Origin of the sequence: Bradyrhizobium sp. dw_411 (assembly GCF_018449695.1) — a bacterium.
Taxonomy (GTDB): Bacteria; Pseudomonadota; Alphaproteobacteria; order Rhizobiales; family Xanthobacteraceae; genus Bradyrhizobium.
In genome coordinates this window covers 128,084-151,729 of sequence record NZ_JAAVUY010000009.1, presented here as the reverse complement: position 1 = coordinate 151,729, position 23,646 = coordinate 128,084, and the positions used below count along the sequence as shown (strand labels likewise).

Sequence of the window (23,646 nt, the reverse complement as noted above, 5' to 3'; positions counted from 1 at the left end):
GTGCACTCCCTCTCCCGCTTGCGGGGGAGGGCTGGGGTGGGGGTGCTTCGGCAATCATCCCGGTTGAACCGCTTAGCGGCTCATGCGGATGATAGACTTCCCCCACCCGAAGCGCTCAGGCACGCAAGTGCGCGCCTCAGCGCTTCGATCTCCCCCGCAAGCGGGAGAGGTAAGTAAACCCAACCCCATCCCGCTCTAGGCCGGGCGCGCCCTGAGGACTATATTATTCGGATGGCCCAGCAGCAGCGTCGCGATCCCGAACAACGTCCTTCGCCGGAAGCCCTGCTGGAGACGGCGCGGCGCGAGAACAGTCAGGCCGGCCGGCTGAAAATCTTCGTCGGCGCCGCGCCCGGCGTCGGCAAGACCTACGAAATGCTGCAAAGCGCGCATTCGCGGATGAAGGCCGGCGTCGATGTCGTGATCGGCGTGGTCGAGACCCATGGACGGGCCGAAACCGAAGCGCTGTTGCACGGCCTTGAAGTCATCCCGCGCAAACGCATCGAGTACAAGGATCAGACGATCGACGAGATGGATCTCGACGCGCTGATCGCGCGCCGTCCGCAGCTCGCACTGGTCGATGAACTTGCCCACACCAATGCGCCCGGCAGCCGTCATCCGAAGCGCTATCTCGACGTCGAGGAATTGCTGTCCCGTGGCATCGATGTCTATACGGCCGTCAATATCCAGCACATCGAAAGCCTCAATGACGTGGTCGCGCAGATCACGCATGTGCGGGTGCGAGAGACCGTGCCGGATTCGGTGTTCGACCGCGCCGACGGTATCGAGCTGATTGACCTCACGCCGGACGATCTGATCCAGCGGCTGCGCGAAGGCAAGGTCTACGTTCCCAAGCAGGCCGAGCGCGCGCTCGAGCATTATTTCTCGCCGGGCAATCTGACGGCGCTGCGCGAATTGGCGCTGCGGCGCACCGCCGAACGTGTCGATGAACAACTCCTGACCCACATGCAGGCCAACGCGATCGCGGGCCCTTGGGCGGCCGGCGAGCGCATCCTGGTGTGCCTGTCGGAGGATCCGCGCGCCGCCGGCCTCGTTCGCTACACCAAGCGGCTGGCCGACCGGTTGCACGCGCCCTGGACTGCGATCAGCATCGAAACGCGTCGTAGTTTGCAATTGACCGACGAACAGCGCGACCGGCTGGCCGATACGTTGCGCCTGGCCGAGGCGCTGGGAGCGGAGGCGCTCACTATCCCCGGCGTCGGGCGCCGCATCGCCGACGACGTCATCGGGTTTGCGCAAGCCAACAATGTGACCCAGATCATTATCGGCAAATCGATGCGCCCCTGGTGGTTCGAGATCACGCGCGGTTCGGTGGTGCATGATCTGGTGCGCCGCGCCGGCAACATCAGTGTCAATGTGATCGCAGGCGATGAATTGCCGGCGGGTTCGGTGCCCAAGAGCGCGGTGCAGACCGCGGCGCGACCCGAGCCGTTCGATCCCAGGCCCTATCTGATGGCGCTGGTATTCGTCGCGCTCGGTCTCGGCGCCGCCGAACTGGTCCAGCCGATGTTCGGCATCGAGAATGTCGATCTGGTGTTTTTGACCGCGGTGGTAAGTGTCGCGGTCCGCTTCGGCCTGTTGCCGTCGGTGCTGGCGAGTGTCGCCGCATCGCTGTGCTACAATTTCTTCTTTCTGCCGCCGGTCTACACCTTCACGATCACCGATCCGACCAATGTCGCGGCGTTCTTTTTCTTCATGCTGATCGCAATCCTGGTGTCCAATGTGGCGGCGCGGGTCCGCACCCAGGCGGTCGCCGCGATCGGCAGGGTGCGGACCACCGAGTTGCTTTACGCCTTCAGCCGCAAGCTCGCGAGCACCGCGACGCTGGACGACGTGCTGTGGGCCACCGCCTACCAGACCGCGTTGATGCTGAAAGTGCGCGTGGTGTTGCTGCTGCCCGAGGACGGCATGCTGACGGTGAAGGCGGGCTATCCGCCCGAGGATCAGCTCGACAAGGCCGATCTCGCCGCCGCCAACTGGGCGTGGGGCAATGACCGCCCGGCCGGGCGCGGTTCGGATACGCTGCCGGGCGCCAAGCGGCTGTTCCTGCCGATGCGCACCGGGCGCGGTATTATCGGCGTGATCGGTATCGACGACGACAAATCGGGTCCGTTGCTGACGCCGGACCAGCGCCGCCTGCTCGACGCGCTGGTCGACCAAGGCGCGCTGGCGATCGAACGGGTGCTGCTGGTCGAGGATATGGATCAGGTCAAGCGCACGGTCGAATCGGACCGGCTGCGTTCGGCGCTGCTGACCTCGATCTCACACGATCTCAAGACGCCGCTGGCGTCGGTGCTCGGCGCCGCCTCGACCATGCGCGATCTCGCCAGCGGCCTCAGCGATTCAGAGAAGCGCGATTTGCTCGCGACCGTGATCGACGAATCCGAGCGGCTCAATCGGTTCATCGCCAATCTTCTGGACATGACCAAGCTCGAATCCGGCGCCGTTGTGCCGAATACGGCGCCGCATGATATCAGCGAGATCGTCGGCAGCGCCTTGCGGCGGGCGGGCAAAATTCTGGTGCACCATAAAGTCTCGCTTGAGCTCGCCGCCGAACTGCCGATGCTGGAGCTTGATGCGGTGCTGTTCGAGCAGGTGCTGTTTAATCTGCTGGACAACGCAGCGAAATATGCGCCCGCGGACACCACGATATCGATCCGGGGCTCGCGGGACCGCGATTACGTTACCCTCCAGATTATCGACGAAGGCGACGGCATTCCGCCCGCCGAACTCGAGAGCGTGTTCGACAAGTTCTATCGCGCGCAAAAGGGCGATCACGTCCGTCCCGGCACGGGATTGGGGCTCGCGATTTCGCGCGGCTTTGTCGAGGCGATGCGCGGCACGATTTCCGCCAATAATCGCACCGACCGGAGCGGCGCGATGCTGACCATCAGATTGCCGATCCCGGCGGCCTCGAACATTCTGGATACCGCCGCATGAGTGCTGCACCCATCAAGGTCCTTGTCATCGACGATGAGCCGCCGATCCGCAAACTGCTGAGGATGGGGCTGAGCACGCAGGGCTATGAAATCATCGAGGCCTCCAACGGCAAGATCGCGCTGGACTCGCTGACGCAGGATCCTGCCTTGATCATTCTCGATCTCGGCCTGCCGGATATCCAGGGCCATGATCTCCTGCGCATGATCCGCGGCCGCAATGACAGCGTTCCGATCGTTGTGCTCTCAAGCCGCGGCGATGAAGCAGGCAAGGTGCAGGCGCTGGATCTCGGCGCCGACGACTATCTGACCAAGCCGTTCGGGATGGATGAGCTGCTCGCCCGCATGCGCGCGGCGCTGCGGCATCAATTGCAGGTCCATGGCGAGCGCCCGGTGTTCCGGTCCGGCGATCTCTCCGTCGATCTGGTCCGCCGCATCGTCAAGGTCGGCGACAAGGACGTGAAGCTGTCGCCAAAGGAATATGAATTGCTGCGCGTACTGGTGCAGCACGCCGGCAAGGTGCTGACGCACCGCTTTCTGCTCAAGGAATTATGGGACGAGTTGACCGACGCGCAATATCTGCGGGTCTATGTCCGTCAACTGCGCCAGAAGATCGAAGCCGATCCCGAACGCCCGCAATTCGTGCTGACCGAGACGGGGATCGGCTATCGCTTGAGGGCAGGGGATTAGGTCGACAATTCGTCATGGCATGGCCGGGGACAAGCCCGGCCATGCCGAAGAGCGTGGCCTGCCAAATACCTTTTCCAAAGACGGAGAATCATCTAGCGGTTGTGATGGTAATTACTTGAAATTTTTCGATGAACCGCCATGAACGCCGGATAGCCGCCCGTAAATCCCAGACGGCTCCGAACCGTGCAGGCGGAGGGACGCCCGCTGGGCTCCACGCCGCCGGCCTTGGCCATTTGCAGGCAGGACGGCATCTGGACGCGCGAGTTTGTTGTGAGCGCGCCCTTGCGCTCGATGCCGGCCATGCGGACACGCTCCAACTCATGGGTCTGCTTTCCCTCCAGGCCAAACAATACGATGCCGCTATTGAGTGGGTCGGTCGCGCCAATCAGGCGGATCCCAAGACGGATTATCTTGCGGGCCTCGGCTCCGCGTTGCAACAGCAGGGGCTCCATGAAGAGGCTCTGAAGGCCTTCGACAAAGCCGTCCAGATCAGGCCTGATGATGCCGAATTGTGGACACAACTTGCCAATGCTTTCGTTGCATTACAGCGCCCCGATCCCGCGATTCTGAGCTACGAACATGCGCTCAGGCTTAACCCGCGCTACTGGTACGCCGTATACAATTACGCGGTTCTTCTGCTCCAATCGATGCGTTTCGAAGAGGCTCTTATCAATTTAAACCTGTGCGACGAACTGCAGCCCAATCATGCAGCGACTCTGAATTACCGCGGCAAGGCGCTGCATGACCTAAGTCGTTACGAGGAAGCTCTGTCCGACAGCAAGCAAGCACAGACGCTGGATCCGACCAATGCCGATATATGTACGGTTGTTGGCAAGTGTTTGCAGAAGCTCGGCCGGCACGCGGAGGCGCTGAATTCGTTCGACCGCGCCCTGGATTTGCAACCGAACTTCGTGACGGCTCTCACCGACAAGGCCTTCACACTCGGTGAAGTCCAGAGGTTCGACGAAGCGCTCGTCTTGTACCGCCTGGTAAAGAGTATTGACCCGGAAAACGCACTTGCGGACTTCAATGTGGGGCTTATTCAGCTCCTGAACGGTGATCTTGAGGCCGGTTGGCGAGGCTACGATGCGCGGTGGAAGCTGTCGTTTCTTTCGAGCACGGCGAACTACCCAAAATTGCCTCAACCGCTGTGGCGCGGAGAAGAAAATATCGAAGGCAAGACCATCCTTGTCTACGCGGATGAAGGACAGGGAGACACAATTCAATTCGTACGCTACGCGCCGATGCTGGCTGCCCTGGGCGCGCGCGTCATTCTTCTTCCACAGGAATCGTTGTATCCGCTGCTTTCGGGCTTGCCCGGAGTTTCGCAGTGCCTGCCAAACAGGGAAGGAGGCTTGCCGGCGTTCGACGTCCATTGTCCTGTCACGAGTCTGCCGCTGGCCTTCCGGACCACGCTCGAAACCATTTCAGCGCCGGCATCGTATCTGCCAACACCTGCGCAGGATCGCCGGCAAGTATGGGAGGACCGCCTCGGCCCCCACGACAGGTTGCGGGTCGGCCTGGTATGTTCCGGCAATCCGAAACACAGGAATGACCACAATCGATCGATCCCGCTGCGCTCGTTGACGCAAATTCTCGACATCGACGCGACTTTCGTGAGCCTGCAAAAGGACCCAAGATCCGGCGACAAGGAAATGCTGATCGAGCGAACCGGCATTGTCGATCTGACCGTGCATCTCACAGATTTTATGGAGACGGCGGCCTTGATCAGTTGTCTCGATCTGGTCATCTCGGTAGATACCAGCGTGGCCCATCTCGCCGGTGCGCTGGGGTGCCCGACTTGGATACTACTTCCTCACACGCCGGACTGGCGCTGGTTGCTCGATCGTGAGGACAGTCCGTGGTATCCGACGGTAAGACTGTTTCGCCAGACTGAAACACGAGACTATGCCAGTGTACTCGATCGGGTGGAGACCGAGTTGCGGATGCTTGTTACCGCATAGCCATTCTTGCCCACCGTGATCGAGACTTGCAGGGCGGATTAGCGCCAGCGTAATCCGTCGTTATAAAGCCGAAGCGGTGGATTACGCCGGAGCCTGTCATCGGGCCGCGCCGTGCGCGGAGCCGGTGGGCCAATCCGCCCTACGTACTGGCATTTTGCTGCCCAGCCGGTATAATTCGAGCACATTTGACGGAAACGTGGATCTTCATGTTCTCAGGCCGATTGGGTTTCGTATTGGTGCTGGCGACGCTTTGTCTGGGTGGGCGGGTGGCCCATGCCCAGGTCGCGCCTGTGCCCTATTGGATTCCGGGTTGGCCGATGGGTTTCGGTGGCGATACCGCCGCCGATACAGGCTCAAACGCCTACGGCAACTTTCCTGGCTTCAGCTTTAGTGAAGCCCGGGGCTTTTCTTCTACGCGCTATAATTTTTCGAACGGCTTGTTCGTCGGTAGCCAAAGCGGCAGCATGCCGCTGGGCCTGAGTGGCATCAGCCAGGCCGGGGCGTTCGGCAATGGCGGCTCGCTTAACTACCAAGGCATGCAGTTCGGTTACAACTTCCAGGCGGGCGGGATGCCCGGCTCGGTGTTCGCCGGTTTCAGCAGCTTGAATTACAATCCCAACAGCAGCAACAGTGGGTTGTTGGCCTTCGAAAATCCGTCCAGCACGTCGCCAACGTATAGCGCGCATGTCGGCGTGGAATTCCGGCCGACGTCGAATCTCAGCCTTTCCGTCGGGGCAGGTTTTTCCCAGTCGGGACGCGTCGACAACGGTTTTGCTTCGCCGTTAGGTTTGCGCTGAGCGCAGGGTCGCTCTCAGCGAATTACCAAGCGGAACCATCGCCAGCCGCGAAGATTATTTTCCCGCAACTGGGAGAACCATCATGGCACGGAAATATTCCAAGACAGCCTCCGCTGATGTCGAGCGCGTGATGAAGAAGCGCAAGGCCGGGACGCTGAAGAGCGGCCGGTCCGGCAAGAAAGTCACCAGCCGCAAGCAGGCGATCGCGATCGGTCTTTCCGAGGCGAGGGCGGAGGGGAAGAAGGTACCTAAGAAGGCGGCGAAGAAGACCGCAAAGAAAAAGAAGGCGGCGAAGAAACGCAAGGCGAAGAAGTAACCGACGATTTGGAACTTTGCTGTTTGAAATTGAGGTCAGTGTGCCCGCAAACACACTCGTCATGCCCGGACTTGATCCGGGCATCCATCACGCTTCGCAAGAAATCCTTCGAAGAAGATGGATTGCCGGGTCAAGCCCGGCAATGACGGAAGAAAATTCACCCCGCCTTCCGCGCCCGCGCCGCCGAACGATGCACTTTCTTGGCCGGCCGGCGCGTCGTCCGGCGTGCCGGCGCATGCGCCGAACGCTTGGCGGGCGTCCGGCCTTTAAGGCTCTGTTTCAACGCATCCATCAGGCTCACGACATTGTCGGGCTTTTCCTCGCGTGGCGCGGATTTGAGCGGCTTGCCGGAAGCCTTGCGCCGGACCAGCACTTTCAGCGCGTTCTCATATTCGTCCTTGAATTTCGAGGGATCGAAATGCGCGGCCTTGGTGTCGAGGATATGACTCGCGAGTTCGACCATATCTTTTGAGATCTTCGGATTCTTGATGTCGTCGAAATATTCGGCGGCATCGCGCAGTTCGTAGGGATAGCGCAGCGTGGTGCCGAGCAACCCCTTGCCGAGCGGTTCGATTGCGATGATATGCTCGCGGTTGGTCAGCACGATGCGCGCCAGCGCAACACGATCCTGATCCTTCATGGCATCGCGGATCACCGCAAAGGCATCGATGCCCGCCTTGCCGTCGGGCGCGATGTAATAGGGATGGTTGAGATAACGCTTGTCGATCTCGTCCTTTGGCACAAAGCTGTCGATATCGATGGTATGGTTGCTTTCGATCTGGACCGCGTCGAGTTCGTCCTTTTCGATTTCGACGTATTCGCCTTTTTTCAATTCATAGCCGCGGCCCTTCTGGTCGTTCTCGACAACATCGCCGGTTTCGGCATCGACCATCTGCTGCTTCAGCCGGTTGCCGGTCTCCTTGTTGATCATATGGAAGCGGGTTTTGTCCGATGAGGTCGAGGCCGGATAGAGCAAGACCGGACATGAGACGAGGGAAAGCTTCAAGGAGCCTTTCCAATAGGCGCGGACGGCCATTACAATCTCCGGCTAGAGTTGGGGCTGGACTTGGATTTTGGCATTCGGGAACTTCAACGGTCATCGGTGGTTTTGGTTCCGGGTTTTTGCCGCCCCACTAAATAGCAGCCTCTTGATTGATGGGATCGATCGTGTCGTTGAGAAATCTCACTACCTATCGGAAGAAGCGGGATTTTGAAAAGACCGCGGAGCCCAGCGGCGACGGCAGAGTCGCGCCATCCAGGCAGCGCCGCTTCGTGATCCAGAAGCATGACGCGACCCGGCTGCATTACGATCTGCGACTCGAATTCGACGGGGTGTTCAAATCGTGGGCGGTCACGCGCGGCCCCTCGCTCGATCCGAACGACAAGCGGTTGGCTGTCGAGGTGGAAGATCACCCGCTCGATTACGGTGATTTCGAAGGCACCATTCCGGAGGGCCAGTATGGCGGCGGCACGGTGCAACTCTGGGATCGCGGCACCTGGGAATCCGACGATCCCGAGCGCGGTTTCAAGAAGGGCGATCTGAAATTCACGCTGCATGGCGAGAAGCTCCACGGCAGTTGGGTGCTGGTGCGCATGCGCTGGGATCGCAACGGTGGCAAGCGGACCAACTGGCTTCTGATCAAGCATCGCGATGAATTTGTCCGGGAAGGCAAAGACAACACGGTTCTCGATCAGGATCGATCCGTCGCCTCCGGCCGCACCATGGCTCAGATCGCGGCCGGCAAAGGCAAAGCACCGAAACCGTTCATGACGATGAAATCGCGCGCAGTGAAAGCCGATGCGGTCTGGCATTCAAACCGCGGCGATGCTGCCGAGGCGCGGGCAGCGGGCAAGAACAAGAAAGCCGCGCCATTGAAGATTGCTGCCGCGAAAGGCAAGAAGGTTACGGCGATGCCGGACTTCGTCGCGCCCGAGTTCTGCATCCCGGTCGATCGTCCTCCCAGCGGAGACGAGTGGTGCCATGAGGTCAAGTTCGACGGTTACCGCGTGCAGTTGCGGGTCGAACATGGCGAGGCCACGCTAAAGACCCGTAAAGGTCTGGACTGGACCGACAAGTTCAGCGCCATCGCGAAAGACGCCGGCGGACTTCCGGATGTGCTGATCGACGGCGAGATCGTTGCCCTCAATAAAGCGGGAACGCCGGATTTCTCGGGCCTGCAGGCCGCAATTTCCGACGGCAAGACCGACAATCTCGTTTTCTTTGCATTCGATCTGTTGTTCGCAGATGGCATGGATATCCGCGCGTTGCCGCTGTCCGAGCGCAAGGCGCAGTTGAAAAAACTGCTCGACGCGCGGACTAAAGGCAAAGCAAAGCGGATCAACTACGTCACGCATTTTGAGGAGGATGGTGACACCGTTCTGCAGTCGGCGCGCAAACTGGGTCTGGAAGGTATTGTCTCTAAAAAGCTCAGTGCCCCCTATCGCTCCGGCCGCTCCGAGAGCTGGACCAAGGCGAAAAGCCGCGATGGGCAGGAGGTCGTATTGGGCGGATGGAAGACCACCCATGGCAAGTTTCGTTCGCTGATGGCGGGCGTCTATCGCGACGGTCATCTGGCCTTTGTCGGACTGGTCGGTACCGGTTATGGGCAGGACAAGGTCCGGCGTCTGCTGCCGGCGCTGAAGGCCGCGGCCTCGGACAGGAGCCCGTTTGGCGGCAAGGATGCGCCGGCCAAAACCCGCGACGTGCATTGGCTGAAACCCGAACTGGTCGCCGAGATCGAATTCGCCGGCTGGACTGACGGCGGCAATATCCGGCAGGCCGCGTTCAAGGGCCTGCGCGAGGACAAGCCGGCGGGCGAGATAAAGGCGGAGAAGCCGGTCATGATCAAGTCAGCGAAACCTTCGGCCAAAAAATCTTCCGAAGTGATGGGCGTGGTGATCTCCAAACCCGACAAGGCACTGTGGCCGGATGGCGGAGACGGGGAGCCCGTAACCAAGCTAGATCTTGCCCGTTATTTCGAGGCCGTCGGCGGCTGGATGATCGACCATTTGAAGGGCCGGCCATGCTCGGTGGTTCGTGCGCCTGATGGCATCAAAAGCGAGACGTTCTTTCAGCGTCACGCGATGACGGGGACCTCCCACCTGCTGGAGCTCGTTAAAGTTTCCGGCGACCGTAAGCCGTATCTGCAGATCGACCGCGTCGAGGGCCTTGCCGTAGTGGCCCAGATCGGCGGCGTCGAGTTGCACCCGTGGAATTGCGCGCCGGATGCGCCTGATGTGCCGGGGCGGCTGGTGTTCGATCTCGACCCCGCGCCGGAGGTCGAATTTTCCGATGTGATCGAGGCCGCCAAGGATATGCGCCAGCATCTTGCGGCACTGGGCCTGGAAAGTTTTTGTAAGACCACCGGCGGCAAGGGACTTCATGTGGTGACGCCGCTGGCGTATGGCGCGAAAGACAGAGTGACCTGGAAGGAAGCCAAGGCCTTTGCGCAAGGCGTTTGCCAGTGGATGGCCGATGAAGACCCCGAGCGCTATTTGCTCAACATGTCGAAGAAACTGCGCAAGGGAAAAATCTTCCTCGATTATCTCCGCAATGACCGCATGGCGACAGCGGTTGCGGTGCTGTCGCCACGCGCGCGCGAAGGTGCCACTGTCTCGATGCCGCTGACCTGGGCGCAAGTGCGCGGCGATCTCGATCCGAAGCGCTACACGGTCCGCACCGTGCCGGCGCTACTGGCCAAGACCAAAGCGTGGGAAGCGTATGACGGCGCGGCGTCATCGATCAAGGCCGCGATGAAGAAGTTGGGTGCGCGGAAATGATGGGGGGCCGTGGGGTGGGCAAAGCGAAGCGTGCCCACCATGCTCTCTCCGCCCGTCACTGCATCGAAAGAAGAAAGGTGGGCACGGCGCGAGCGCGCCTTTGCCCACCCTACAGACCGAGGCTTACAGCCGTCCGAGCAGCAACAGGATCAGCAGGATCACGACCACAAGGCCGAGGCCGCCGCCGCCGTAGTAACCGGTGCCATAGAACGGTCCGCCGCCGATGCCACTGAAGCCACCAAGCAATGCGATAACGAGAATGATGAGAATAATCGTTCCAATAGACATAACTTTCCTCCAGCCCGACAGTCGGCCTCTGTTGCTCTGCCTTGGCTAAAAAACACACGGGAACCGAGAAGGTTCCACTTTCAGGGAGGCTATAATCCGCGTGTGTTGGCCAGATTTATTAGCTTTTCTCTCCCTGTTTTTCGAACTGCGCAGGATTACATTCGTTACGTCAGGGAGATTTAAAATGCCCGCGCCGCTCATCGTTTCGATTCCGCATAGCCTCGGCCGCGAAGAGGCGACGCGCCGTCTCAAGGCAGGATTGACGCGCGCGGCAACCAGCATTCCCGTATTGAAGGTTGACGAAGAAACGTGGCAGGGCGATCGCATGGTGTTTCGCGTGCGCGCGTTGGGGCAACCGGCATCCGGCCATCTCGATGTCGGGGACGATCACGTCCGGCTCGAGGTTACGCTGCCCTATCTACTGCAACGTTTTGCCGAAGTAGCACAAATCGCGATCCGCAAAGGCGGCAATTTGTTGCTGACCAAGCGGAGCTGAGTTTTAAGCGCGCGAATGCTTCCGCGCCGGCTTGGTGGCGGCGACGTATCTCGCCTTTATCACCGCGACCGGAAGATCGTGAAACAGCGCGGAGATAGGCACTGCGCTGGTGTCGCCGCCAATGCCTTTTGCGGCATAGCTGCTAAGGTCCACCGTCGCATCGAAGGTGTCTGCGGTCGGCCAGGTCCGGCCGCTCCCCGTCATCGGCGCCAACGATTTCGTGACGAGCGTGATCGCGGCGTCGCGGCCGCGGCGGCGGGCGAAGGCGATAACATGCTCGCGATGCGGCCCGCTGACCTCCAGTGGCTCGTAATCGCCGCGCGAAAATACCTCGGCGAGTTCGGTCCGCAGTTTGAGGAGATGGCGGGTCCAGGCCAGCTTGATATGGCCATCCGGCCAATGCTGCACGAGGTCTCCCCAATCCGGCTGCTCGCTTGACGCCAGCACGGCTGCGCGCGCGGCAAAATCCACCGGCCGCCGGTTGTCGGGATCGACCAGTGACAGATCCCAGAATTCCGTGCCCTGATAAAAATCCGGCACGCCCGGCAGCGTGGCTTTGAGCGTGATCTGGCTCAGCGAACTCAGCGCACCCAGCAATGCGACACGCTGCGCCAGATTTTCCATCGAGCTGATAAACTCGGACGAAACCGAACGATCCAGAATCCGCGCGATGAAAGTCTTCACGCCGGCCTCGTAGGCCTCGTCGGGGTTGAGCCAGCTGGTTTCCTGCTTGCCTTCGCGCGCAGCCTTTATCGCATAGGCCTGCATCCGCTCGCACAGCGCGTCGTCGCTTTGGCCGAGCGGCCAGGCGCCGAGCAGCGCCTGATACAGCATATATTCGAATGTCGCAGAGGGCGCGCGCATAGCGCCGTCGATGACGAGGTGCGGCGCGTTGAGGATTTTCCATCGCGCCACAGCGCTAGTCCATTCGCCTGGAATTTCGGTCAGCGCGATCAATCTCGCGCGTGCGTCCTCGCCGCGCTTGGTGTCGTGCGTTGCGGTCGCGGTCATGCCATGGGGCCAATCGCCGGCGCGAGCCTTCATGGCCGCGTGAAAAGCCTCGACGGAAAGGGCCGATGCCGAGGGTTCGCCGCCGACCTCGTTGAGCGCAAGCAGACGGTGATAGCGATAGAACGCTGTGTCTTCCAGCGACTTCGCCATCAGCGGACCGGTGAATTGCTGCACCTTCAGCGCAAAGCGGCGCACCTTCGGCTTGCTGTGCGGCGCGCGGTCCGGCTTGATCAGGTCCATCGTCAGGGTATCGCGCAGAAAATCGAAAATTCCCTCGTCTGCCGCGAACCAGTCGGCGCGGGCCTTTTCGATGGTCTGCGTGATCAGCGTGCGGTCAACATCGGAAGCGCCCGCGGAAGCAAGATAGGTTCGATAGATCGGAAAATGCAGCACATAAAGCTCAAGCGCCTGCCGCAAACTGTCGGCGGAAAAATCACGCGTCGAGTAATGACCTGCGGCGATGCGCGCGAGCAGCCGCGCCAGCACTGTGAATTCGCTGGTCAGCAAAGTCTCGAGCACCCGGCGTTTGGCCTCCATCAGGACTGGCGCCAACCTCGGCGGTATGTTGCTGATCTGGCGCCAGACCTCATCGAGCGGCTCAAGGCCCTTGCCGTCGATCAGCACTCTCGTGATGGCATTCAGCCATTCGTAACCGGTGGTGCCATGGACGCCGGTGAAACGATGCAGGTCTTCATGCTCGCCGAGAATCTTCTCGACCACGACGTAGAATTCTTTGCGGGTCTTTCCCTGCGCATCCCGGATCAAGTGACGCAAGCGGTGGAAATACTGCACGGGATCGCGCAGGCCGTCGATGTGGTCGAGCCGCAAGCCCTGAAGTTTGCCTTCCGCGATCAGTCGTTTGACGAGGCGATGTGCGGCATGGAACGTGCCGGCATCCTCGACTCTCAATCCCGCCAGCGAATTGACGTCGAAAAACCGCCGGTAGTTGATGTCGCTGGAGGCGAGCCGCCAGTGGCCGATCTTGTAGTGCTGCCGTTCGAGCAGGTGGTGCAAGGCGAGGGTCTGCGCGGGCCGATCCGGTCCGGCCCGGTAGGCGTCGAGCCCGCGCGCGATCAGGTCGGCGCCGCCGTCAATGTCCCGGATTTCTGTCTTGAAGGCGGGGGCTTCCTTGCGATTGGGGTGACGCAAGCCTTTGTAGCGCGACGCAAGCTCGAACAGGTGTTTGCCGGCGCCATTCTTCGTATCGGTTTCCCTGACGATCGTATGCAGGATTTCGCTGTAGCGCTCGGGTGCGATCGGCAAGCGATGCTCGAAATACCAGGCCGAGAAGCTGCCTTCGCCGGCGTCGTAGCGTAGTTCGATCTCGCCCTTTTCCAGCGCCTGTCCATAGGACGAGCCGATGATCGGCAGCAGCACCCCGCCGCGCGCGCGATAGGGCAACAGTTCCCAGTCGATGTCGAAGGATACCGCGTGCGGCGAAGCCTCGCCCCATTCGAGCACGTCAAGCCACCAGGGATTATCGGCGAAATGCACGCCGACATGGTTCGGGACGAAATCGAGGATGAGGCCGAGGTCGTGCTGCTGCAGCGCCTCGCTCAACCGCTCGAAGCCGGCGTCGCCGCCGAGTTCGGGATTGATCCTCGTGTGATCGACGACATCATAGCCGTGGGTGCTTCCCTTGCGCGCCTTCATGAAGGGCGATGCATAGAGATGCGTGATGCCGAGCGCCTTCAGATAGGGGACGACGGCGGCCGCCGCGTCGAAATCGAAGTCGGCGGTGAGTTGCAGACGATAGGTGGCGATCGGAATGGCCGGAGGCATCAGCGCGCGTCCAGCGACCAGAACACCGCCCATGGTTTTACGACTTCACCGGGCGCGTCGCCCCAGATCAATGAGCCGTTTGTTCTGCCCGGTTTTTGGGTTATTGCGGTTTTCGATAGATTCGCCGTCAGCCTGAGTGTCGCGCCATCGCCAAGACGCCAGTCTGCCGTCAACAAGCCGTTGTCGGCGGCCCGAGCGTCGCCAAAGCGTGCCCCCGCCAGTCGCGGAATGATTTCGCGGGCGCGTATCGCGAGTAGTTCGCGCACCAGCGCCAGCCGCTTTCGCCCCGTCGTTTTCCGCGATTCCCAATCCAACACGGCGGATTGAAAGGTCGACGCGTCAAGCGGATCGGGAACCTCGTCGCCATATTTGGCATAGGCCCAGGCGTATTCCCGGCGCCGGCCTTCACGAACGGCTTTCGCGAGATCATCCTTGAAATCGCAGAAGAAAGGAAATGGCGCCTTCGAGCCCCATTCCTCGCCCATGAACAGCATCGGGATCGCCGGCGCCAGCAAGGTAATCGCCAGCGCGGCTTCAAGCGCCTCCGGTGATACGGTGCCCTCGAGCCGGTCGCCGAGCGCGCGGTTGCCGATCTGGTCGTGATTCTGCAGAAAATTGATGAAGGCGGTCGGGGCAAGTCCGCCGCTGGGTTCGCCGCGCAATTGCCCGTTGCGGTGCGCGGATGCCTCGCCCTGATAGACGAAGCCGGAGCCCAAGGCTCGCGCGATATCGCGCAGTGGCGAGCGCTGGAAATCGCTGTAATAGCCTTGGGTTTCTCCGGTCAGCAGCACGTGCCAGGCGTGATGATAGTCGTCGTTCCACTGGGCGCGATATTTGCCGCGCGGCGGATTTTGTTCGGCATCGAGTACGCTGACGCGGTTGTCGTCGTTCTCATGCACCAGCTGAATGTGCCGGCCGGTTTCGCGTGCGAAATCACCGGCCGCCGCACTGAGATCATGCAGCATCGAGATTTCGCCGAGTTCGGCGATGGTATGCACCGCATCGAGCCGCAGGCCATCGAAGCGGTACTCCCGCAGCCAGTAAAGTGCATTCTCGATCGCGAAGGCGCGCACCTGCGGCACCCGGTAATCGATCGCGCTGCCCCATGGCGTCTGCGCATCGGTAAAGAAGCCCGGCGCGTAACGGCCGAGGTAATTTCCCTCAGGGCCGAAATGATTATAAACCACGTCGAGAAACACCATCAGCCCGCGCAGATGCGCCTCGTCGATCAGCGTCTTGAGATCGTCGGGACGACCATAGGCGCTGTCCGGCGCATACCACAGCACGCCGTCATAGCCCCAATTGCGCGCGCCCGCAAAATCCGCCAGCGGCAGCAATTCCAGCGCGGTAATCCCGGTCGCAACGAGATGATCGAGCCTGTCGATCATGGCTCTAAAGGTGCCTTGCTGCGTAAAGGTGCCGACATGCGCTTCGGTTACGACCGTTTCCTGCCAGGGGCGCCCGCGCCAGTCCGTCGCGCGCCATCGATAGCTCGCGTGATCGATCACTTCGCTCGGGCCGGAAACATCCTCAGGCTGAAACGCCGAGGCCGGATCGGGGACATCGATCTCGTCGTCGATCCGGAATTTATAGCGTGCGCCGGCCTTCACGCCTGGGACATCCAGAGAGAACCAGCCATCCTTGTTGAGCAGCATCGGATGCGGTTGATCCAGCAGCAGATCGACACGCTTTGCCGCCGGCGCCCACAACCGGAAGGAAGCGCCGTCCGCGGTCAGGCTTGCGCCGAAGTGCCGTTCATTCATGCCGTACCCGAAAAGGCCAGCACCGAGCGGGGAGGCGCCTTGGCCTCGCTTCCCGATGCGAAATCCGCAACGGTTTGTTTAACGTCGGCGGTGTTCAATAGTTGCTGCCAGCTTCGGTATTCCGGCATCTTTGGCAATTTGAACGCGATCGCTTCCGGGGCGGCGTTGAGCACGATGAAGATCGGCGGCTGGTCCTGCTCGAGCGGTCCCAGCACGTAAGCCAAAAAGCGGCCTTCGGGAAACTTCCAGTCCTGCTCCTTCATATCCTCGGCCGAAGGGGTGAGCCACAGCACGCCGTAGGACCCGTCGGCGCGGCGGCCGTCGAGCCAGCGGCGTGCGCGGATTTGCGGAAACCGCCGGCGCAACTCGGTCATGTGGCCGATGAAATCGGTGAGGTCGTCGCCTTCGCGGCCGAGGCCTTCCCAGCCCACCCAGCCGGTTTCGTTATCCTGGCAGTAGGCGTTGTTGTTGCCGTTCTGGCTATTGCCGACTTCATCACCGGCCAGGATGAGCGGCAGGCCCTGTGCCAGCAGCAGGCACGCGAGCTGGTTCTTACGCAACTGACGGCGAAGCGCGTTGATCGCCGCATCGTCGGTCGGGCCCTCATGGCCGCAATTGTTGCTGAGATTGTCGTTGGTGCCGTCGCGATTGTCTTCGCCATTGGCCTCGTTGTGCTTGGCGTTGTAGCTGAACAGATCCGCCAGCGTGAAGCCGTCATGCACCGTGATGTGATTGATGCCGGCGCGCGGCACGCGTCCGTCATGGTTGAACAGGTCGGACGAGCCAGTCATGCGGCTGGATACTTCGCCGATCAGGCTGCCTTCGCCGCTCCAGTAGCGCCGCATCGCGCTGCGATATCGGTCGTTCCATTCCGTCCATTGCGACGGAAAGCCGCCGACCTGATAGCCGCCGAGGCCGAGGTCCCATGGCTCGGCGACGAGCTTGACGGTTGCGAGCACCGGGTCCTGCCGGATTGCGGTCAGGAATGCGGAGTTGCGGTCGAAGCCGTTCGGCCCGCGCGCCAGCGTCGTCGCCAGATCGAAGCGGAAACCGTCGACGTGACAGACCTCGACCCAGTATCGCAGCGAATCCATCACCATCTGCAGCACGCGCGGATGGGTGAGATTGACCGAGCTGCCGCAGCCGGTGAAGTCGTCGTAGAATCGCGGATTGTCCGGCTTCAGCCAGTAATAAGAGGCGTTGTCGATGCCGCGGAACGACAGCGTCGGGCCCATATGGTTGCCCTCGGCGGTGTGGTTGTAGACCACGTCGAGCATCACCTCGATGCCGGCATCGTGCAGCCGTGCCACGGTCGTCCGGAAAGCGTCGAGCGGATTGTCCTGCGAATAGCGCGGCTCCGGGGCAAAGAACGAAAGCGTGTTGTAGCCCCAGTAATTCGCCAGTTTCTTTTCGACCAGCGTACGATCATCCACCAGGCCGTGGATCGGCAACAGCTCGATGGTGGTGACACCGAGCCGCTTGAGATGTTCGATCATCGCCGGCGAGCACAGGCCGCCATAGGTGCCGCGCAGGCCGGGCGGTATGTCTTCGCGTTTCTGGGTCAGGCCCTTGACGTGGGCTTCATAGATGATGGTGTCTTCCCAGGGAATATTGGGGCGCATTTCACGGCGTCCCCAATTGAAGGTCTCGTCGACGACGACGGCCTTCGGCATGCCGCGGGCATTGTCGCGCCGGTCAAACGAGAGATCCTCACGCGCACTTCCGGTGCGATAGGCGAAATGCGCGTCGCTCCACACCAGCCGCCCGGCGAGTCGCCTCGCATAGGGATCGAGCAGCAGCTTGTTGGCGTTGAAACGATGGCCATGTTCGGGTTCATAAGGCCCGTGAACGCGGTAACCGTAGAGCTGTCCGGGCGAAACGTCGTTCAGATAACCATGCCAGACATCTTCGGTGCGTTCAGGCAGTTCGATGCGTTCGAGTTCGCGGCGGCCCTGACCGTCGAACAAACAGAGCTCGACCTTTTGCGCATTGGCGGAGAATAGCGCAAAATTGGTGCCCCGGCCGTCCCAGCTTGCGCCGAGGCGTGAGGACGATCCGGCAGACAGACGCATGCTCAACCTTCCGGTACGAGAAATATGGCCGCCAAAGGCGGGACGGTCAGATTGAGCTCGGGCACCAATCCATCAGGGGTAATTTCGCCGGCGTTACCGACATTGCTGCCGCCGTAATGCGCGGAGTCCGAATTGAGGACCTCGCGCCATTTGCCTGGCAACGGCGCCTTGACGCGATAGTTGCGATAGACGTTCGGCGAGAAGTTGACCACGACGAGACAGCGCGAGCGCTGATCCCGGCCTTTGCGGATCCAGGCGAACACGTTCTTGTCGGCATCGTCGGTCACGACCCATTCGAAACCGGCTTCTTCGCAATCCAGTTCATGCAGTGCCGGCTGCGCGCGGTAGAGTTCGTTCAGATCGCGGATCAGCGCGTGGATGCCCGCATGGTTCTTCTGCTCGAGCAGATGCCAGTCAAGCGAGCGATCGTGATTCCATTCGCGTTCCTGGCCGAATTCGCAGCCCATGAACATCAGCTTCTTGCCGGGATGTCCGAACATGAAGGCGTAATAGGCGCGCAGATTGGCGAAGCGCTGCCAATCGTCGCCGGGCATCCGTCCCAGGATCGAGCGTTTACCGTGGACGACTTCGTCATGCGACAGCGGCAGGATGAAATTTTCCGAAAACGCGTAGTGCAGGCCAAACAAAATATCGCCGTGATGGAATTTGCGGTGGATCGGATCCTTGCTGATGTAATTCAGCGTGTCGTGCATCCAGCCCATATTCCATTTGTAGCCAAATCCCAGCCCACCGAATTCAACCGGGCGCGATACCTGCGGCCATGCGGTCGATTCTTCGGCGGCGGTCGTGGCCTGCGGAAAACGCGCGAACACCTCGGTGTTGAAACGGCGCAGAAAGTCGATGGCTGCGAGATTTTCCCGGCCGCCATGTTCGTTCGGGACCCAGCCGCCGGCGGGGCGGCTATAGTCGAGATAGAGCATCGAGGCGACCGCATCGACGCGCAATCCGTCGATGCCGTAACGCTCCAGCCAGAACAGCGCGTTCGACACCAGGAAATTGACGGTTTCGGTGCGGCTGTAATTATAGATCAGCGTGCCCCAGTCGAGGTGCCGGCCCTGCAGCGGATTGGCATGCTCGTAAAGCGCGGTGCCGTCGAAATTGCCGAGGCCATGCGGGTCATCGGGAAAATGCCCGGGCACCCAATCCAGCATCACGCCGAGACCTTCGCGGTGGCAGGCGTCGACCAGCGCAGAAAATTCCTGCGGCGTGCCGAACCGGCTGGTCGGCGCGTACAGGCCGGTCGGCTGATAACCCCACGAACCGTCGAAGGGATGCTCGTTAACCGGCATGAATTCGATATGGGTAAAGCCGAGATCGCGAACGTAGCGCGGCAGCTGCTCGGCGAGATCGCGGTAGGTCAGCCACTCATTGCTGCCCTTGCGCCGCCACGAACCGAGATGGACCTCGTAGATCGACATCGGTGCGCCCAGCGCATTGACGTTGGCCGGAGCGGGGCGCGGATGCGGCAGCTTGGTTTCGTCGAGAACAACAGACGCGGTGCTGGGGCGCACCTCCGCAGCAAAGGCGAACGGATCGGATTTCAGCGGCAGATGCTGGCCCTGCGATCCCACAATATCGAACTTGTAGTGATCGCCTGCCGCGGCGTGAGGAACGAACAACTCCCAATAGCCGAGGCCGCGCACCCGCATCGGATGCCGCTTGGCGTTCCAGAAATTGAAATCGCCGACCACGCTGACCCGCCGCGCGTTGGGCGCGAGCACGACGAACGCCACGCCGTCGACGCCGTCCAGCGTCATCGGATGCGCGCCGAGCTTGTCGTAAAGCCGCTGATGGGTGCCTTCGCCGAGGAGGTAGAGATCGAAGTCGCTTAAAACCGGCGGAAAACGATAGGGATCGTCGAGATCGACCACGGTCTCGCCGAAGCGGGCGCGCAGTTGATAGCGTTTGGAGCCGTTGGGAAGCGCGCCGGCGAACAGTCCGTCATCGTGAATGCGCGTCAGTGCGGCCGCTTCGCCATGCTCGTCGATGGCGTCGACCTTGGAGGCCTCCGGCAAGAATGCGCGCACCACGGTATGGTCGCCCTCGGTGTGGAGTCCGAGATAATGAAAAGGGTCGGAATGACGGCCTTCCACGATCGCATAGGCCTCCGCGGACAATTTGGTCATGAGGCCTCACGGTTGCGCGGCGACAATATACGAAGAATTCCGTTCAATGGTACACGCAGCCATTCCGGTCGCTGGGATAACTCGTATTCGACCTCGGTGAGCATTTTTTCAAGCAGAAAGAAATCCAGCATCCGGTCGGCGGCCTGTGGATCGGCCGGCCATAGACGCGTGTTTGTCATGATTTCGCGATAGGCGGCAACGAACGCGGCGGCCTCGCGGTCGCGCCATTCCGACAGCGCCGCTTCGAGCTTTCCCTGTTCATCCGGCGCCAGTTTGAGCGCGCGCTCCAGCGCCGAGGTCGCCGAATAGTCGATCGACCGGATCAGGCTGGCGATGTCGCATGCCGCGGGCGCCTTGCGCCGCCGCTCGTCGAGCGGCAGGCGCGGGTTGCCTTCGAAGCCGATAATGAAGATGTCGTCCTTGACGATCAACAATCGGCTGAGATCGAAATTGCCGTGTTGGCGGATGTTCAGGCCGTCGATGTCGGACGGCAGCAGCGCTCTCAGGCGCTCCCGCAGGGTCGCGCGCTGTGCCTGCACCTGGTCGGCGAGCGGGCGATCGGCTTCCCTGATCGCGCCGTGCTGCTGTTCCAGAGTGTCGAAGATGCGGTCGGCGCGTGCCGTCGTGTCTTCGATCCATTGCTGCACGTTGGCGGGCTGAATCGGCTCAGGGACGTAGTCCGGTAATTCACGGGCATCGGCGAAGGCGAGATGCAGTTCGGCGACGCGCCGGCCGGCTTGCGCGATGTAACGCAGATAGGGCGCCAGTTCTTCGCTGTCGCGGGGGTGTTCGCTCGCAGCCAGCAGCCGTTGCTCCTCGACAAAGCGGTCGAGATAGGCCGATGTCACTGCCCAGCCATCGCCCTGATTTTCAACGAAGGCATGGACGATGGCGATGGCGCTTTTGGTATTGCCTTCGACCAGCTCAACGCTGCCGAGCATGGCGGGCGCGTTGGCAAAGCCTGCCACCTCGGTCAGAAACCGGCCGGTCTCGATCGCCGGATTGGTCCCGGATTTCAGCTTCCGGTACAGCTTGAAGACATAGTCATTATCCACCAACGCGGTGCTGCTGCAGTGCTCGTTGTCGATGGCGCGGATGCGTTCAGGCTCCTTGACGAGCTTGTGCGAGAATTTGCTGGTGGGCCGGAATTCCAACCGGGCATCGCTTTCTTCGATGGTCAGGGATTCGCTTAAGTTGCGCAGCAACAGCGCGATGAAGATCCGGTCGGTCGCAACGTCCAGCAACGTGCCTTCGCGCGCGCCCTGGCGCACCGCGGCCAGCGCGTTCGGATTATACCGTTCGCGATCGAAGCGCATCCACTCGATCTGCATCGGAAGCACGTAGCGTGTCGTAACGTCGCGCTCCGTTGCATCAAAGAAAGCCAGCCAGGGCCGGTTGTCGCCGATGTCGCAAAATGGAATCGCCGAGGTCAGCGTCGGCTGAATAGCCTTGGCCGATCGCTGCGGATACCAGCGGGTTCGCGCCAGATGCCCGGGTAATACATCGCGTTCGAACACGCTGCGGGTACGCGCCAGCGATACCCAGGTCGCGCCGAGCGGCACCACCAGGGTTTCGAATTCGGGGACGATGGAGGGCGCGGCATGTTCCGACCTGTCGCGCTCGCGGAGCTGGAACCAGTAGAAGCCATACGGTGCCAGCATGATCATATAGGGCAATTCGCCGATCGGCGGAAAAAGCGTGCGGCCGAGCATTTCCAGGGGAATGCGGTCTTTCCAGGCGGACAGATCGAGTTCGGTGGCCTGCGCCGATCGCGACAGGTTGGCGACGCACAGAATGACCTCCTCGCCGTATTGCCGGACATAGGCCAGCACCGCGCGATTGGCCGGGCGGATGAACGTCATGGTGCCGCGGCCGAACGCCAAGGTCGACTTGCGCACCGAAATGAGCCGCTTGGTCGCGCTCAATAGCGACGACAGGCTGCGCGATTGCGCCTCGACATTGACGGATTCGTAGCCGTAGACCGGGTCCATGATGGTCGGGGCGTAAAGCCGCGCGGGGTCGGCGCGGGAAAAGCCGCCATTGCGGTCCGGCGACCATTGCATCGGCGTGCGCACGCCATTGCGGTCGCCGAGATAGATATTGTCGCCCATGCCGATTTCGTCGCCGTAATAGATGATCGGCGTGCCCGGAAACGACAGCAGCAGCGAGTTCATCAGCTCGATCTTGCGCCGGTCATTGTCCATCAGCGGTGCCAGCCGGCGGCGGATGCCGACATTGATCCGCGCACGCGGATCGTTGGCATAGGTCGACCACAGATAGTCGCGCTCGACATCGGTAACCATTTCGAGCGTCAATTCGTCATGGTTGCGCAGGAACAGCGCCCACTGGCAATTGGCGGGAATATCCGGGGTCTGGCGCAGGATGTCGGTGATCGGAAAGCGATCCTCCTGGGCAATCGCCATATAGATCCGCGGCATCAGCGGGAAATGATACGCCATATGGCATTCGTCGCTGCGGCCGAAATATTCCTGCACGTCCTCGGGCCATTGATTGGCTTCCGCCAGCAGCACCTTGCCCTTGGCATAGGCGTCGAGCTCGGCGCGCAGCTTCTTGATGATGGCATGCGTCTCCGGCAGGTTCTCGTTGTTGGTGCCGTCGCGCTCGCACAGATAGGGAATGGCGTCGAGCCGGAAGCCGTCGACGCCGGTGTCGAGCCAGCGCTTCATGACCTGGACCAGCGCGCTGACCACGCGCGGATTGTCGAAATTCAGATCCGGCTGGTGCGAGAAAAACCGGTGCCAGTAGAAGGCGCTGGCCTCGGTATCCCAGGTCCAGTTGGATTTCTCGGTATCGGTAAAGATGATCCGCGTGCCCTGGTATTTCTGGTCGGTGTCGCTCCAGACATACCAGTTGCGCGCACTCGATTTGGGATCGCTGCGGCGGGCGCGCTTGAACCAGTCGTGCTGGTCGGATGTGTGATTGATCACGAGTTCGGTGATGACCCGCAGGCCGCGGCGTTTGGCCTCGACGATGAAGCGGCGAAAATCCTTCATGGTCCCGAAATCGGGATTGATGTCACCATAATCGGCGATGTCATAGCCGTCGTCACGGCCCGGCGAGGGATAGAACGGCAACAGCCACAGCGTCGTGACGCCAAGATCCTGCAGATAGCCGAGCTTTTCGGTCAATCCCGCGAAATCGCCGATGCCGTCATTGTTGCTGTCAGCGAAGGCTTTGACATGGAGCTGATAGATAATGGCGTCCTTGTACCACAGCTCATCGCCGTCCAGCGTGTTGGCCGGCAGCTCATTGGCATCGATGGACGACATCCGATTCATATGGCTCCTCACGCCCGGCAGCGAAAGAGCGAAGCGGGGTTGCAACTAATATGCATGGTAGCGCCGGCTACGGCGCTCTCGACAGTTTGATTGGTTTTGTTCACGGTGATGCCATCGACATGGAAATAACGTCCCATTTCGTTTGCGCGAAAGGAGACGCTCTGGACATATATACAAAGCCGTTCACCGGGCATTGGTTCCCTGGGAACGCCGGGGATGCCGGAGAGTTAAACACGGCTATCCTCTTCCCGTATCAATAGAATTTCGCGACGATCCCCAATCGTTGC

Annotated in this window: 14 protein-coding genes; 7 read left to right on the top strand and 7 right to left on the bottom strand. The window is 61.1% G+C overall.

What is annotated here, in order from left to right; genetic code table 11:
* Positions 1–231: 231 nt before the first annotated feature.
* From HB676_RS17295 to HB676_RS17275, 5 genes are all read left to right on the top strand, one after another.
* Positions 232–2,958 (top strand): sensor histidine kinase KdpD, encoded by a 2,727-nt coding sequence (locus HB676_RS17295; RefSeq protein ID WP_213739050.1) that lies wholly within the window; start codon positions 232–234, stop codon positions 2,956–2,958.
* Positions 2,955–3,644 carry a response regulator transcription factor gene (locus tag HB676_RS17290; protein ID WP_213739049.1) on the top strand — a complete coding sequence of 230 codons (690 nt, stop codon included), beginning with the start codon at positions 2,955–2,957 and terminating at the stop codon, positions 3,642–3,644. The genes HB676_RS17295 and HB676_RS17290 overlap by 4 nt, the downstream gene beginning before the upstream one ends.
* Before the next feature lie 128 nt (positions 3,645–3,772).
* Positions 3,773–5,608, top strand: a complete 1,836-nt coding sequence (locus HB676_RS17285; protein ID WP_213739048.1) for a tetratricopeptide repeat protein — start codon at positions 3,773–3,775, stop codon at positions 5,606–5,608.
* 206 nt (positions 5,609–5,814) lie between these two features.
* The gene (locus tag HB676_RS17280; RefSeq protein ID WP_213739047.1) at positions 5,815–6,405 is read left to right on the top strand and encodes a hypothetical protein; all 591 of its coding nucleotides are present in this window, start codon (positions 5,815–5,817) and stop codon (positions 6,403–6,405) included.
* A gap of 82 nt (positions 6,406–6,487) precedes the next feature.
* Positions 6,488–6,721, top strand: a complete 234-nt coding sequence (locus HB676_RS17275) for a DUF6496 domain-containing protein (protein WP_213739046.1) — start codon at positions 6,488–6,490, stop codon at positions 6,719–6,721.
* Between the two features lie 157 nt (positions 6,722–6,878).
* On the opposite strand, the gene HB676_RS17270 is transcribed toward HB676_RS17275, so the two are convergent.
* Positions 6,879–7,757, bottom strand: a complete 879-nt coding sequence (locus HB676_RS17270) for a Ku protein (protein WP_213739045.1) — start codon at positions 7,755–7,757, stop codon at positions 6,879–6,881.
* A gap of 131 nt (positions 7,758–7,888) precedes the next feature.
* Between HB676_RS17270 and ligD the strand changes: the two genes are divergently transcribed.
* Positions 7,889–10,501 carry a DNA ligase D gene (gene ligD, locus HB676_RS17265; RefSeq protein WP_346347362.1) on the top strand — a complete coding sequence of 871 codons (2,613 nt, stop codon included), beginning with the start codon at positions 7,889–7,891 and terminating at the stop codon, positions 10,499–10,501.
* 123 nt (positions 10,502–10,624) lie between these two features.
* Here the strand turns inward: ligD and HB676_RS17260 are convergent, their stop codons facing one another.
* Positions 10,625–10,789, bottom strand: a complete 165-nt coding sequence (locus tag HB676_RS17260; RefSeq protein ID WP_079564563.1) for a DUF3309 family protein — start codon at positions 10,787–10,789, stop codon at positions 10,625–10,627.
* Between the two features lie 184 nt (positions 10,790–10,973).
* Between HB676_RS17260 and HB676_RS17255 the strand changes: the two genes are divergently transcribed.
* Complete coding sequence (locus HB676_RS17255; RefSeq protein ID WP_213739044.1) at positions 10,974–11,285, top strand: polyhydroxyalkanoic acid system family protein; 312 nt, start codon at positions 10,974–10,976, stop codon at positions 11,283–11,285.
* 3 nt (positions 11,286–11,288) lie between these two features.
* On the opposite strand, the gene treY is transcribed toward HB676_RS17255, so the two are convergent.
* The 5 genes from treY to treS are packed head-to-tail and all read right to left on the bottom strand — an operon-like array spanning position 11,289 to position 23,359.
* A complete protein-coding gene (gene treY, locus HB676_RS17250) occupies positions 11,289–14,078 on the bottom strand; it encodes a malto-oligosyltrehalose synthase (protein ID WP_213739196.1) in 2,790 nt (929 codons plus the stop codon).
* Positions 14,078–15,841: a malto-oligosyltrehalose trehalohydrolase gene (gene treZ / locus HB676_RS17245; RefSeq protein WP_213739043.1), complete on the bottom strand. Its 1,764-nt coding sequence runs from the start codon at positions 15,839–15,841 to the stop codon at positions 14,078–14,080. The genes treY and treZ overlap by 1 nt, the downstream gene beginning before the upstream one ends.
* Positions 15,838–17,913 (bottom strand): glycogen debranching protein GlgX, encoded by a 2,076-nt coding sequence (gene glgX / locus HB676_RS17240; protein ID WP_213739042.1) that lies wholly within the window; start codon positions 17,911–17,913, stop codon positions 15,838–15,840. The genes treZ and glgX overlap by 4 nt, the downstream gene beginning before the upstream one ends.
* Positions 17,914–17,915: 2 nt before the next feature.
* Positions 17,916–20,060, bottom strand: a complete 2,145-nt coding sequence (gene glgB / locus HB676_RS17235; RefSeq protein ID WP_213739041.1) for a 1,4-alpha-glucan branching protein GlgB — start codon at positions 20,058–20,060, stop codon at positions 17,916–17,918.
* Positions 20,057–23,359, bottom strand: coding sequence for a maltose alpha-D-glucosyltransferase (gene treS / locus HB676_RS17230; protein ID WP_213739040.1), 3,303 nt, complete (start codon positions 23,357–23,359; stop codon positions 20,057–20,059). Before treS ends, glgB begins: the two co-directional genes overlap by 4 nt.
* Between the last annotated feature and the right edge of the window lie 287 nt (positions 23,360–23,646).

Excerpts from the sequence above, each read along its gene's own strand:
- HB676_RS17295 (WP_213739050.1), top strand. The coding sequence starts at position 232 with ATGGCCCAGCAGCAGCGTCGCGATCCCGAACAACGTCCTTCGCCGGAA.
- HB676_RS17290 (WP_213739049.1), top strand. The coding sequence starts at position 2,955 with ATGAGTGCTGCACCCATCAAGGTCCTTGTCATCGACGATGAGCCGCCG.
- HB676_RS17285 (WP_213739048.1), top strand. The coding sequence starts at position 3,773 with ATGAACCGCCATGAACGCCGGATAGCCGCCCGTAAATCCCAGACGGCT.
- HB676_RS17280 (WP_213739047.1), top strand. The coding sequence starts at position 5,815 with ATGTTCTCAGGCCGATTGGGTTTCGTATTGGTGCTGGCGACGCTTTGT.
- HB676_RS17275 (WP_213739046.1), top strand. The coding sequence starts at position 6,488 with ATGGCACGGAAATATTCCAAGACAGCCTCCGCTGATGTCGAGCGCGTG.
- HB676_RS17270 (WP_213739045.1), bottom strand. The coding sequence starts at position 7,757 with ATGGCCGTCCGCGCCTATTGGAAAGGCTCCTTGAAGCTTTCCCTCGTC.
- HB676_RS17260 (WP_079564563.1), bottom strand. The coding sequence starts at position 10,789 with ATGTCTATTGGAACGATTATTCTCATCATTCTCGTTATCGCATTGCTT.
- HB676_RS17255 (WP_213739044.1), top strand. The coding sequence starts at position 10,974 with ATGCCCGCGCCGCTCATCGTTTCGATTCCGCATAGCCTCGGCCGCGAA.
- treY (WP_213739196.1), bottom strand. The coding sequence starts at position 14,078 with ATGCCTCCGGCCATTCCGATCGCCACCTATCGTCTGCAACTCACCGCC.
- treZ (WP_213739043.1), bottom strand. The coding sequence starts at position 15,841 with ATGAATGAACGGCACTTCGGCGCAAGCCTGACCGCGGACGGCGCTTCC.
- glgX (WP_213739042.1), bottom strand. The coding sequence starts at position 17,913 with ATGCGTCTGTCTGCCGGATCGTCCTCACGCCTCGGCGCAAGCTGGGAC.
- glgB (WP_213739041.1), bottom strand. The coding sequence starts at position 20,060 with ATGACCAAATTGTCCGCGGAGGCCTATGCGATCGTGGAAGGCCGTCAT.
- treS (WP_213739040.1), bottom strand. The coding sequence starts at position 23,359 with ATGAATCGGATGTCGTCCATCGATGCCAATGAGCTGCCGGCCAACACG.